10 protein-coding genes, 2 tRNA genes and 1 riboswitch are annotated in these 11,786 nt (G+C 55.2%); of the genes, 5 read left to right on the top strand and 7 right to left on the bottom strand.

The window, feature by feature from the left end:
• Window positions 1-91 precede the first annotated feature (91 nt).
• The 5 genes from OLTU_RS22095 to OLTU_RS22075 all read right to left on the bottom strand — a co-directional run bounded on the left by OLTU_RS22095 (window position 92) and on the right by OLTU_RS22075 (window position 3,478).
• Window positions 92-1,381, bottom strand: coding sequence for an ATP-binding protein (locus tag OLTU_RS22095; RefSeq protein ID WP_141734921.1), 1,290 nt, complete (start codon window positions 1,379-1,381; stop codon window positions 92-94).
• Window positions 1,378-2,439 (bottom strand): hypothetical protein, encoded by a 1,062-nt coding sequence (locus OLTU_RS22090; RefSeq protein WP_141734920.1) that lies wholly within the window; start codon window positions 2,437-2,439, stop codon window positions 1,378-1,380. Before OLTU_RS22090 ends, OLTU_RS22095 begins: the two co-directional genes overlap by 4 nt.
• A gap of 11 nt (window positions 2,440-2,450) precedes the next feature.
• Window positions 2,451-2,648, bottom strand: a complete 198-nt coding sequence (locus tag OLTU_RS22085; protein WP_141734919.1) for a CbtB domain-containing protein — start codon at window positions 2,646-2,648, stop codon at window positions 2,451-2,453.
• A gap of 106 nt (window positions 2,649-2,754) precedes the next feature.
• Window positions 2,755-2,948: riboswitch (cobalamin riboswitch) on the bottom strand.
• A gap of 352 nt (window positions 2,949-3,300) precedes the next feature.
• A tRNA-Gly gene (locus OLTU_RS22080) sits at window positions 3,301-3,377 on the bottom strand.
• 24 nt (window positions 3,378-3,401) lie between these two features.
• Window positions 3,402-3,478 (bottom strand) — tRNA-Gly (locus OLTU_RS22075).
• A gap of 77 nt (window positions 3,479-3,555) precedes the next feature.
• Between OLTU_RS22075 and OLTU_RS22070 the strand changes: the two genes are divergently transcribed.
• The 5 genes from OLTU_RS22070 to OLTU_RS22050 all read left to right on the top strand — a co-directional run bounded on the left by OLTU_RS22070 (window position 3,556) and on the right by OLTU_RS22050 (window position 10,004).
• Window positions 3,556-4,146, top strand: coding sequence for a hypothetical protein (locus OLTU_RS22070; RefSeq protein WP_218110188.1), 591 nt, complete (start codon window positions 3,556-3,558; stop codon window positions 4,144-4,146).
• 72 nt (window positions 4,147-4,218) lie between these two features.
• Entirely contained in the window at window positions 4,219-4,845 is a 627-nt protein-coding gene (locus tag OLTU_RS22065) for a MotA/TolQ/ExbB proton channel family protein (RefSeq protein ID WP_141734917.1), read from the top strand.
• A gap of 9 nt (window positions 4,846-4,854) precedes the next feature.
• Window positions 4,855-5,265, top strand: a complete 411-nt coding sequence (locus OLTU_RS22060) for an ExbD/TolR family protein (protein ID WP_141734916.1) — start codon at window positions 4,855-4,857, stop codon at window positions 5,263-5,265.
• A gap of 161 nt (window positions 5,266-5,426) precedes the next feature.
• Window positions 5,427-6,863 (top strand): glutamate-cysteine ligase family protein, encoded by a 1,437-nt coding sequence (locus tag OLTU_RS22055; RefSeq protein ID WP_141734915.1) that lies wholly within the window; start codon window positions 5,427-5,429, stop codon window positions 6,861-6,863.
• 90 nt (window positions 6,864-6,953) lie between these two features.
• Window positions 6,954-10,004 (top strand): NAD-glutamate dehydrogenase domain-containing protein, encoded by a 3,051-nt coding sequence (locus OLTU_RS22050; RefSeq protein ID WP_218110187.1) that lies wholly within the window; start codon window positions 6,954-6,956, stop codon window positions 10,002-10,004.
• A gap of 227 nt (window positions 10,005-10,231) precedes the next feature.
• Here OLTU_RS22050 and OLTU_RS22045 read toward each other — a convergent pair whose 3' ends face one another.
• Both OLTU_RS22045 and OLTU_RS22040 read right to left on the bottom strand, forming a co-directional pair.
• A complete protein-coding gene (locus tag OLTU_RS22045) occupies window positions 10,232-10,846 on the bottom strand; it encodes a YtfJ family protein (RefSeq protein ID WP_141734913.1) in 615 nt (204 codons plus the stop codon).
• Between the two features lie 148 nt (window positions 10,847-10,994).
• The gene (locus OLTU_RS22040) at window positions 10,995-11,528 is read right to left on the bottom strand and encodes a 2OG-Fe(II) oxygenase family protein (protein WP_141734912.1); all 534 of its coding nucleotides are present in this window, start codon (window positions 11,526-11,528) and stop codon (window positions 10,995-10,997) included.
• Window positions 11,529-11,786: the final 258 nt, after the last annotated feature.

The following is an 11,786-nucleotide window of genomic DNA, read 5'->3' as shown; positions in this document are numbered from 1 at the left end:
CATGGACTCTGCTGGTCGAGTCTTGTCCGACCGAGCGGTGAGATGCTGCGGCCATCCGTAGTTCCTGGTGCGGATCAGCGCTTTCGCATGATCAACGACGCGGACATGGAAACTCAGAAGAACTGTGCACAAGACGCGCCGAAAATTCTGGTATCAAACCACTGACGTCATGCCCTGCGGGGAGCGCCAGCTGCTGCTCCTCAATCGATGCCGCGTAACGCAGCGCAAGCTGCACCTGATCCGCATCCACCTGGGCCAGGCCTGCCTGAATAGCCAGATCACCGGCGATACGCACCAGCCCTCCCAATTCCCTGAGACGCGTGGTCAGACGTCCCGCCTGGCCGGAGCGTCGACGTGCTTCCTCGTAAATGAGGGCCAGAGCTGACGGGGTAAAATGTGGGATGCGTCCATCCTTATTAACCTCCTGAGCCACGAAACGATCGAGGTCCCGGCGATGCTGCGGCGTATCCGGCATCGTGCAGGCGGTGAGCACTTCAAATCCATAGCCTAAAATTCGCGAACGCAGAGCTGGAATGATGCGCGGCAGATCCTCGACATTGCCGGCCGCCACCAGCACAAAATCACAGGGAACCGGTTCACTGCGAATCAGGGTTCCACTGGAACCGCTCTGCCGTCCCGTGATGGGCAGGGAACGATCCTGAATCGCGGTGAGCAAAAGTTTTTGCGCCTCAACGCTGAGGTTTCCGATTTCGTCAATGTAGAGAATCCCGCCGTGCGCCCTATGCACAGCCCCGGGTTCGACCAGAGCGTGCGGTGGACTTTCCGAGCCCCCGGATTGATAAGGATCATGCCGCACATCACCAAAGAGCGCGCCTTCACTGCTGGCGGTGGCATCGATAAAGGGGGCGGGACCGGCCTTGCGTTCGACCAGAATTTTTGCAGCGCGGCCGCTCGCACGCGTTCGACCAGGTTTTCTGAGACGCCAGAGCCAGATCAGAGCCATCACTCCGGCCAGACTCAGACCATAGGCCCGGTCCCTGATCAGCAGCCAGCCACAAAGGAGAAGGATGCCGCCGGCGGCGAGACTGAGGAGATAATTGTGACTGAACGTTTCCCGTCGCTCCTGCTGCCGCTCCTTCTTTTGCTCCGCTTCCAGTTCAGCACGCGGACGCACGACAATGCGCGGACAGCTTGGATCGTCGGGATTCTCCAGACTGGCGACGCAAAAGGCTTCGGTCGGCGGCAGGAGTTCCGCAATGGCACGACCGAGCAGACTTTTGCCGGTGCCTGGTTCGCCTATGAGCAGCACAAAGCGTCTTTGTTTAGCGGCCAGACGCACCACGGCCACGGCATGCTCCTGTCCGATCACCTGGTCGATGAGGAGAGGAGGCCGCTCGGTTGTGTCCGCGTTTTCATTCAAGCCAGACCACCCTTGCGACCAGCCGCATGATGTCCTGCAACCAGACCCAGAATCAAGGCCAGGGCTGTGACAAACATCAGAAGTCCAAAGGATTTGATGACGGAAGGCAGTGGAGGTTCCACGCCGATGACGTCAACATCCAGCTCCGCCCGGGCGCTGGTCCCTGGTTCTCTGGTTTCCGTCAAAGGTGTGGCGAGAACTGTCACGCGATGCGGGGAGCCATCATAAAATTGTCCCTGCCAGTGAAGAAGACCGTCGGGAGCTTCGACTTCCGTGTAAAAAACCTGGCGCTCGTGTTCCAGCTGGGTGACCTGCACTTGAAAACGGGCGGCCTTCGCAAGTCCCTTGGCATTCTGATAACGGGCGGTGAGTTCGGCGAGTCGGCCCACCCGTGGTTCGGCGGTGAGCAACTGGATGGTGACGGTTCCACCGAGATCATCTTCGTGATGTTCGGGAGCGGAAGGGGGCGCCGCGTGCTCGTGCGAACCGTGAGCTTTCAATGGAGTATTGGGCCAAAAGACAAGCAGCAGCACGAGTCCAGCGGTTGAGCCCGCTCCACGGGCAAAAATAAATCCACTGATGCTGCCGACGGCGATGAGGATCATGAGGAGAACGCCCAAATTTCTCACGCGAGCCGGGCTTTCGGTGATGGTCGTTTGCCATTCCTTGCGGATGGGCGCAAAGCTGGAATCGCCCGGCATGGGAGTGAGAGTTGCGGCGAGGGTATAGACGCCGCGAATCGGGGGTATGAATTGAAAAGCATGGGATCCCCGTTCGATGGGAACAACGGCTTCATGGAGTGTGGTTCCTTCGACCACTGGGAAATCGGTGGAACCAAGCCAGGGGCTCTTCGGGGCCTGCAGTTGAATGTGGAGACGGGCGCGAGGGGGCCGCTCTCCGTTCGGAGACTGCACGAGAATGCGAAATTCGAGGCTGTCCTCACGCGGATGAACGTCGCTGGGAGGCCGATCGGTTTGCAGCTCGAGCCTTACGGGTTCGGCGGCGTGCAGGTGGCTGCTTATGAAACAGAGCAGGGTCATGACGAGAATGGGGAGCATAAGCCAACCTTTCAGTGACAGGGAATGAGCATAAGGTTATGTCTCAGTTCGTGGAAGTAATCGTGAACGATCGGAGTGGTGGTGAAGAGCATCATGTAGAGCACAAGGCCGACGATGGCGAGCGTGATGATGGATTTGTGGACAAGACCGATTTTGAGATGCCTTGTGATGCGCAGATGTCGACGTGCTTGCGTGGTGATGGTCGGCATGGACCTTCCTTTCCCTCATGGTTGGAGATTGCGGTAAACCACGGGTATTGGAAGACGACACAGCTCGCGCCGGTGCCGTTCAACATTCCCATTCACCCGGGGATTGTCGAACCTCATGGCGCAGGCAGGTCTTCTGGCTTGTGGGATTCCAGCGTCTGGCCGGTTCCCGATCCCCTTCCCCGATGGATTTCGAGTGGTATGGATCGGGCATGCTCCCAACTTACAGCGGCGGGTCCGCGTCGGATTTTCACCGACTTCCCTTTTGATTCCTGGCGGAAACCTTGCGCATGGCGAGGCTTTTAAAACACCCGGTCGGGCCGGTGTCAATCCTTAACGTTGGGTATTTGGGGGAGAAAAATTGAGGGATGATGGGTAAAATGACGTTTCACGGCATGCGGGCCGGCGCCCTCCGGGCGTGACAGAAACCAGAATTGGAGCCTTGTGGGCGTGACGGAAGCCGGGAGTTGGAGCGGCATCGGCGGCGTGACGAGGAGCCCGGAGTTGAACCGCAGCGGTCCTGCGCCGCGACAGAACAGGCCGCAATTTCGCATGGCGCGCGGCGGCGACAGAAACAAAGTCAACACCGGCAGCTTTTGCCCGCGTTTGTTTTCTGAATTCACGATAGAGTGGAGTATGGAATACTGGAAGATATTGGAGCGGGTGAAGGGACTCGAACCCTCGACCTGCGCGATGGCAACGCGCCGCTCTAGCCAACTGAGCTACACCCGCTTTGGGAAACCTCGATTCGAATGATGGAGCGGGTGAAGGGACTCGAACCCTCGACCTGCGCGATGGCAACGCGCCGCTCTAGCCAACTGAGCTACACCCGCTTTCTCTGAAAGATTCCAAGATCTCTCGAGGTGAGGTGTTTGTTTACGGAACCTTGCGTTTCTTGTCAAGGAATGTTGTGAGAAATTTTCAGGAAATTTTGCAAAACTTGAAGCCCCTGATCAGCTGGCGCAGTTGGTGGCCACGCGATAAGGCTTCGCACGAGGACTCGCAAAAGCGGAAACTTCAGGACCTTCAGGCTCGTGAAAACCGCCGCCTTTTGACGCTGGCTCGTCCGGAACGCCGTAGCCCAACAGAGTGGCGGCCGGTCACGGATAGCCGCCTCGTGCAGGACGCCTTCCATCGGTTCCGCCAACTCATGTACGACTGCAACCGCCGAACCAAGCAGGAACCGGGCGCCACACCCCGCGCTCTCTGGGAAGCCGGCAAACTGGCTGGTGATCGCGCCTACTTTTTTCTACAGCCCTGGAATGATCGGGGCTATCTCTTCGAAGAAACCCCACGTGGCTGGGTTGTCGCGCGCGCGGAAAAAATAGCGGCCCAGTCGCAATTTGTCCGGGATCGACTGGCCTGGGATCATGTGATTCTGCACGAGGCGACCGATCGACCCGGCCTTTTGCGCGTCAGCTCCGAACAGATGGGCGAGGGCATCGTGAGCCTCCGCCTCTACGAAGACTTTATGTCCCAGGCATTTCGATCAGAAGCTTGATGACACCATTGAGTAACCTATGCCATATCTTGAAGAGAACAGGGTTCTCTCAGCGAAAGGAGTAGCGGTAAGATGGAATTTAACATCGTGGACAAGTTGCTGGCGATCACTTCACTCGGTAGCGAATGGGTGCTGTGGCTCCTTCTGGCTCTCAGCGTAATCTCGCTCGGGGTCATAGTGGAACGCTTGATTTTTTACGCCCGCATCCGTCTCGATTTTGTGAATTTCTCGCGCGAAGTGACCCGTCGTCTGATCGACAATGACATCGACGGCATCAAAGGCATGTGCAGCACCAGCGCGTCCATCGAATCGCAAACCATCCTGCGCGGTCTTGAGTACAAGGAACGTGGCGTCGATGCCATGGAACAAAGCATGACCGGTTTTCTGTTTGGTGAAAAACAAAAACTCGACCATGGTCTTGTGATCCTTGGGACGCTCGGCTCCAACGCTCCTTTTATCGGTCTCTTCGGTACCGTTATCGGGATCATCCAGGCGTTCAGCGACCTCGCCACCAACCCGGCCGGCGGTCCCTCCGTGGTCATGGCCGGTATCTCGGAAGCCCTGATCGCCACGGCGGTCGGCCTTATCGTGGCGATTCCCGCGGTCATTGCCTTCAACGGTTTTCAACGCGTGGTGCGCCGCAAATTGTCCAATGCCGAAGCGATGAAGAATTTGGTCATCGCTCACTTTTCAGAATAAGGAAATGCCATGGCCGGCAGCGTACAGAATGATGACGAAGGGATTAACGATATCAACGTCACACCGCTGGTGGACGTGATGCTCGTGCTCCTGATTATCTTTATGGTCACAGCCAACTACATCACCAACAATGCGATCAATCTGGAGCTGCCCAAGGCCGCGACGGGTCAGGATACCGGGGCCACCAACCTCGGCTTCAGTATCGACAAGGACTCGAAGCTGTTTTTGGATGGCAAGCCGATCAGTTACGAAGAACTGCCGCAAGTCATTGCGGATCGCAAAAAGGCCAAGCCCGATGTGCAGGCGCTGATCTCCGCCGACGTGAAAACGCCTCACGGCGATGTCGTGAAGCTCATTGATACCGTACGGCGCAACGGGATTCTGAATTTTGCCATCAATGTGGAAGTGGAAGCCCAGTAAGAGCTTCCAACTGAGCGAAAAAGCGCCACGGATCGGTTCCGGCGGCGCTTTTGTTACAAAAGGCGTCCCCCGTGGGAGCGGACTATTGTGCAGTTTAGCGCTGCTGGGGTATAACCAGGCCTACGAAGGTGGACTGATTATACTGGAGAAAGAGGTCAAGCATGGCGGATCAGAAGCAGGAAACCTTGAGTGCCGAGGCCTGCTACGAATACGTTTACCACAAAGTCTTTCCGCTGCGCCCCGCGGACTACTGTACCAAATATCCAAAATGGCCAGGACTTGTGGGTCTGGAAGTGGAAATGCTGCCACTCTGGACGCGAACCCTGAATCAGAAGAAGCCTGAGACCGTTCACCTTTTCGATGAAGGCGGGCTGGTTCCTGCCCTCGAAAGCCTGAAGGCATCTCAGTCATTGTGGCAATATAACTATCAGCCCGATGACCCCACCCATCTTCTGACCATCAGTCTCGACGATTCGGACATGATCAGCTTTGAACCCGGTGGACAGCTCGAATTTTCGACCCGGCCCTATCCCTGCCTGTCTGAGGCGATTCAGCGCATGCAAAGCATCCAGGGAATTTTGGATCAGGCGCTGGCGCAAAAAGGGATCAGTATTATTCAGGTCGGCATGAACCCCTGGCTGACTGTGGATGAGATCGGTCTGCAGATGACCAAGCCCCGCTATCGGGCGATGGATGCCTTTTTCACCAGTCAAAACGAATTTGGGCGCCGCATGATGCGACAGACCTGTACGATTCAGGTCAACCTCGATTTCGGCGGCAATGACGAAGTGCTGGCCAAACGTTATCTCCTGGCCAACCTTTTAGCCCCGTTTGCGACGGCGATGTTTGCGAATTCACCTTTCCTGGATGGCCAGGCCAACGAATACCTCAGCAATCGGGCCCGGGTCTGGCAGCATATGGATGACTCCCGTACTGGCTTTCCTCATCTGGAAGGCGTGGTGAAGTCCATGAATCGCAAGGCCTGCGTGGATACTTACTATGACTTCATCATGAACGGTCGGGTGGTGTTTGCGGAGCCTCTGCACTATCGGGTGATGGATGGCCGCTTCCGCTTCAAGGATTGGGTTGAACACGGCATCGATGGTGTGAAACCAACCATGAAGGAGCTGCAGACGCATCTTTCGCTGCAGTTTCCGGAAGTGCGTGCCCGCGGATTCATGGAACTGCGTTCGATCGATTGCCAGCACCGCTTCTGGCAGGTGGCGCCCGCTGCGTTTTGTGTGGCCATGCTTTACAATGATACCGCCCTGCATGCCGGCCTTGATCTTCTTTTGCCTCTCCGCAATCGGTTGATCGAATACTGGAAGTATTCCATCCATGGCCTGAAAAATCCCGATATGGCTCAGATGGCCCAGAAAATCATGCGGATTGCACGGGATGCTTTTGGCGGTTTGCCGCCGTGTTTCCAAGGAGCCAATACTTCGCGTATATTTGAAGCTTACGCGGCATACTATACCGACCGCGCTCGGACCCCGGCCGAGGATCTCCTGGAGATTCACGCCAGCGAGGGCGGCCTGACCGGCACCAGCTTTGGTCGCATGACCGAACGCTGGCAAAAATTTCTTGATTCCCAATGAAGGATGACGGCGCTTGGGCACAGGGGCGCCGCCTCAGAATAATGGTGAACATTAGGACCCCGTAAAATGAAAACATCAACGACTGAAAAAGTGAAGAAGCGACAAGACGGTGAGTTGAGTCTCGATTTCCAGGACAGTGTGGAATCTCCCACCTATGCGCGGGAAATGTCCGGAGAGCAGCTGGAACACTATATCGAGGATATCGCTGAAACCGTACGCATTGGTCTGGATCATAGCATTTCGATTCTGACCCCGTGGTTTTTCAATGCCATGCCGCCGATCTATTATCAGACGACGCCAAGGCAGGAAAAGGTTCGGCACCTGTCGGCGATCATCACTGGTCACGTGTTTGAAACGAAGCAGACGGTGGAACTTTGGGATCGTGATCGTTCCAAGGTTACCTACATCGGGCCAGGCGGGGACCGCAAAATTCTGATCGATATGGCCACGCGGATCAAGGGCAATGACCTGAAGATGGGTGCGGTGTATTTCTCCCGCGACAAGCTCCTCTTCCTGTCGACCTTTATCTGTTCCAAGCATAAGCCGCTCGATCGCAGCAACAAGCACATTGCTGACAAGATCGAGTACTCGCGGCAAATGATGCACGAAGAGTACGGCAGCGAAAAGGAGGTCAACCATTACCTCAATAACCTCGACAACGATCTTGTGACCTACGCGACCACCGCGCGCCTTTCGCTGACCTATCGCATGGTCAAGCACATGATCGAGCATCAGGGGGCGCATACCATCCTGGATACGATCGAGAATTCGACCAGTGCGCGTCTGACTCTGGGCTTCAAGAATATTTCGCCAGCCAACATGCTGGAGCCGGTTCTTAATCTGATTCACCGTTATGACTTCAACGTGGGTCGTGCCTTCCTCGCGAAATTCGAAGAGGGTTACGACGAGTCGATCACCGTCATGCACCTGATTCTGTCCCATGGCACGGGTGAAAAGGTGAACTCGGAAATGGTGCCGATGATTCAGCTGACCAAGGCTCTCAGGACCTTGGGTTGGGTGGATTACGATGACTTCAGCAAGTTCAGCGAAGCGCCATTCCTGTTCTCGATCAACGCCACCAACCTGATCCGGGCCTGGGCCAACTGGTGTCATATTTTCCTGAGCAAGCAGAACCCCTATGCGTTCAGTCTCTATAAGATCAACAATACCTTCTTCCAGCACCGCGAACTGCTGGCGATCCTGGTGAAGATGTTCCGCACCAAGTTCGACCCGTCCGCACGCCTCGACTGGGACAAGATTTATGGTGCGCTGGAAGAGGAGGCCAACGATAAGATCGATGACATCATCGAGGAAGTCGATCGCAGCATCTTCCGCGAATGCATCAGCTTCATCAACCACTGCCAGAAGACCAATTACTTCCTGTCGACCAAAACGGGTCTGGCCTTCCGCATCAATCCGGAAGTCCTCGACAAGAAGTATTACGACCAGATGCCCTTCAGCATCTACTATATCATCGGCAAGGAATTCCGTTTCTTCCAGGTTCGCTGGAAGGATATCGCCCGCGGTGGCGTGCGTGTGGTCATGCCGCGTTCCGATGCGGATTATGATATGGCGCTGGCCGGGCTCTTTGATGAGGTCTATGGCCTCTCCAACGCTCAGCAGCTGAAGAACAAGGACATTCCCGAAGGGGGATCCAAGGCCGTGCTGGCTCTGAAACCAGGCGGACACCGGGATCAGGCTGTGAAGGGTTCGATCAACGCCCTCCTTGACCTGCTGGTGGAAGAGGACGAATCGCACGAGACGGCCAAGCACAAGGTGGTCAGCTTCTATAACAAGCCGGATATCATCTATCTCGGCCCGGATGAGAACATCACCAATGCGCTCATCGTCTGGATTCCTGAGCAGGCTCGGCGCCGCGGCTATCGTTATGCCGCCGCGTTCATGTCGTCGAAGCCTGGCGAGGGCATCAACCACAAGGAATTTGGTGTGACCTCGGAAGGGGTCAACGTTTATGTGGATAACGTTCTGGCCTATCTCGGCATCGATCCGGCGACCGACAAATTTACAGTGAAAATGACCGGTGGTCCCGACGGGGACGTGGCCGGTAACGAGCTCAAGATCCTGCACCGCGAGTACGGAGAGAATGCCCGGGTGGTCGCCATTTCCGATGGCTACGGCGCGGCGTATGATCCGCAGGGCCTTGATTGGTCCGAGCTGTTGCGTCTTGTCCACGAGGGCAAGTCCATTATGGAGTTCAACAAGGAAAAATTGAGCCAGGATCCCAATGGATTTGTGGTGATTGCCAATAGCAACGAGAATATCCGGATCCGTAATGAAATTTATCGCAAGGTTTATGCCGATATCTTCATCCCGGCCGGAGGTCGTCCTTATTCGGTCAACGACAAGAATTGGGTGGATTTCTTCGGCAAGAACGGACAGGCGAGCGTTCGTGCCATCGTCGAAGGAGCCAACATCTTCTTCACGAAGGAAGCCCGTCGCGGTCTGCAGGAAAAGGGCATTATCATTGTCAAGGATTCATCGGCGAACAAGACCGGTGTGATCTGCTCGTCCTATGAGATTATTGCTTCGCTGACGCTGAGTGCCGAGGAATTCCTGGAAATCAAGACGATCTATGTCTCGGAAGTCATCCAGATCCTGCGGAAAAAGGCTGACCAGGAGGCCAAGCTCCTCTTCCGTGAACTGTCGCAGGAGGAGAACCGCAATCTGGTCGATCTTTCGCTCCTCATTTCCAGGGAGATCAACCATCTGACCGACGTGCTGCTCGAGAACCTGTCCGAGCGCACGGATGATGTCCTGAAGGATCCCTTCTTCCAGGACATCGTGATTCAGCATTGCCCACCCGTGCTGGTGGAAAAATATCGGGATCGCATTCTGGAGAGACTGCCCGACGCGCATAAGATTGCCATTATCTCGTCGTCGGTCGCCAGCTATGTCGTCTACAAGGAAGGTCTGGGCTGGATGCGCACGCTGCCGAAGTCCAAGCTCTTCGATGCGCTGATCGTCTATATGCAGAAGGACAGGCTGGCTACTCAGCTCATGGAATCCGTTATGGCGTCTGGCATTCAGGAGCGTGATCAGATCAATGCGATCCTGGCTCGCAGTGCGGCACGTAACCTTACTGATCTGGAAATCCAGCAGAAACTCATGCAAAGCACGTAATGACTTCGTAATCACACCCAGAAAGACAACACGCCTTGATCAGAGGCGTGTGTTCACCGTGAGAGATAAAGTCCCTCACGGTGTGGGCGTGACTTGAAATTTAAGCCTGCACCCCGTAAAAAGACCGAAGACAAAAGCCGTTAGGCTTTATGCACATTAGAATGTAGCATCTTCTCATTCAAAGAAATCTCTCTATAGAGGTTTCTTTGCTTTTTCAGCCTCAGTTGTTACAAAGTCTTCTTATCTTTCTGAACATCCGCTGGTGCCACGGTCTCAGCTTTGGCGATAGGCGCCTGCTCCGCTTCCTTGACCTTCGCGCTCACGAGATCAATAAACTTCCCAATCTCGTTCTTTTCAAGTTTTCCAGCCTTTTCATAAAGCACGCTGCCGTCGCGATCCACGAGCAGAACGTGATAGCCTTCCGGCGTCAGGTTCCAGTTCTGTGCGGCATAGCGATCCTTGTCGAAGACATAAGTCGTGCGGGGGAATTTTTCCTGCTTGCTGCGCAGCACACTCATGATGATGGCATTCGGCTTCCAGGTGGCGGCCATGTTGATAATGGCGACGGAGTTGAACAGGGCGTCCGGGAACTTTGCGGCTTGCAGGCGGTTCACCAGCTCGTCATTCAAATCGCTGTCATCCGGATCCACATACACCACAAAGTTAAGCGTGCCGTTCATCGACTGGCTGTGCCAGGCGCCTCCGTCCTTGACGTTGCCCCCGTGCTCGCCGGAAATGGTCAGAGGCGGCAGGGACTTGCCGGGTTCCAGTTTATAAGCGGCCAGCGCAGAAAGTGGAGCCAAGGCCAGAAGACTCAGGAGGCCGAAGCGGACAAATTGCATAGTAACCTCGCATGAAATAGGGATCGCAACTTTGCTTCTCGATAGCACAGCCGACCATTCATGTCCAATGAAGAGTCCCAAATTGAGGGCCGGGAACCCCGCTGAGGAAGGGTTTCAGACCCTAATGGCGTATCCGGGCGGGGTCGGTTCAATACGGAAGACTTCCGCAATTTTTATAAAGGATCTGAGCCCTGAGGATATACTTGAGACCGCCTTCGATCCTGGCGCTATTGTGCAACAGATTCTGTGGGAAAATAACCGCTTTGCCCGTGGACGGCTCGATGCTCTGGCGTCGCTCCGGAAAGCCCGTGGCCCCGCCCTGGCAGCGATTCAAATACACGACGAGAGTCAGGAGACTCTGCACATCCGGAGCCCAGACGATGGCCTGGTCCTGATGATCGGGAAAGGTATCATTTTCCGTGTATTTGAAGAACTGGCAGGTGCCCTTGTGAATGCCGAAGTATTCCCAATCCAGAATCCGCTCCGGAACATGACCGCGTAATTTATCTTCGAGCCAGGCCTGCTCGAGGTTGGTGTGTTGAATTTTCCTGGATCCATAATTGGATTGCCGCCAGGAGCCAAGCTCAGCATTCTCAATGCATTGCTGGCAAAGGTCGGCGGCGAAGAAGTTGTCGATTTCAATCGGTTCGATCTGATCCTTGATAAAATCGCGCATGAGCATGACCGGCCTCCTTCTCTTCGATCATCCTATAAAACAGCCGTTTTGAATCGTCCATCCTGCATTGCTGCGTAAGGAAATTTCGCTATCAAACGTTGGAGGATTCCTCGTATTGCGTTCGTAATAGAATTGATCTAAACCAAGCCTTGTCGGGCTTCCAAGGTTCTTACAAATTTTTTAGAAAACGAGCAGAATTATGAACAAGGCTCTGCTGTGGGGAGGCTTCTGTCTCTTCCTTTTACTGGCCTTCCTTTGGATCAC

Source organism: Oligoflexus tunisiensis, from assembly GCF_001748245.1.
GTDB lineage: Bacteria > Bdellovibrionota_B > Oligoflexia > Oligoflexales > Oligoflexaceae > Oligoflexus > Oligoflexus tunisiensis.
This window is presented reverse-complemented; position numbering and strand designations above follow the sequence as displayed.

Excerpts from the sequence above, each read along its gene's own strand:
- OLTU_RS22090 (WP_141734920.1), bottom strand. The coding sequence starts at position 2,439 with ATGCTCCCCATTCTCGTCATGACCCTGCTCTGTTTCATAAGCAGCCAC.
- OLTU_RS22085 (WP_141734919.1), bottom strand. The coding sequence starts at position 2,648 with ATGCCGACCATCACCACGCAAGCACGTCGACATCTGCGCATCACAAGG.
- OLTU_RS22065 (WP_141734917.1), top strand. The coding sequence starts at position 4,219 with ATGGAATTTAACATCGTGGACAAGTTGCTGGCGATCACTTCACTCGGT.
- OLTU_RS22060 (WP_141734916.1), top strand. The coding sequence starts at position 4,855 with ATGGCCGGCAGCGTACAGAATGATGACGAAGGGATTAACGATATCAAC.
- OLTU_RS22055 (WP_141734915.1), top strand. The coding sequence starts at position 5,427 with ATGGCGGATCAGAAGCAGGAAACCTTGAGTGCCGAGGCCTGCTACGAA.
- OLTU_RS22045 (WP_141734913.1), bottom strand. The coding sequence starts at position 10,846 with ATGCAATTTGTCCGCTTCGGCCTCCTGAGTCTTCTGGCCTTGGCTCCA.
- OLTU_RS22040 (WP_141734912.1), bottom strand. The coding sequence starts at position 11,528 with ATGCTCATGCGCGATTTTATCAAGGATCAGATCGAACCGATTGAAATC.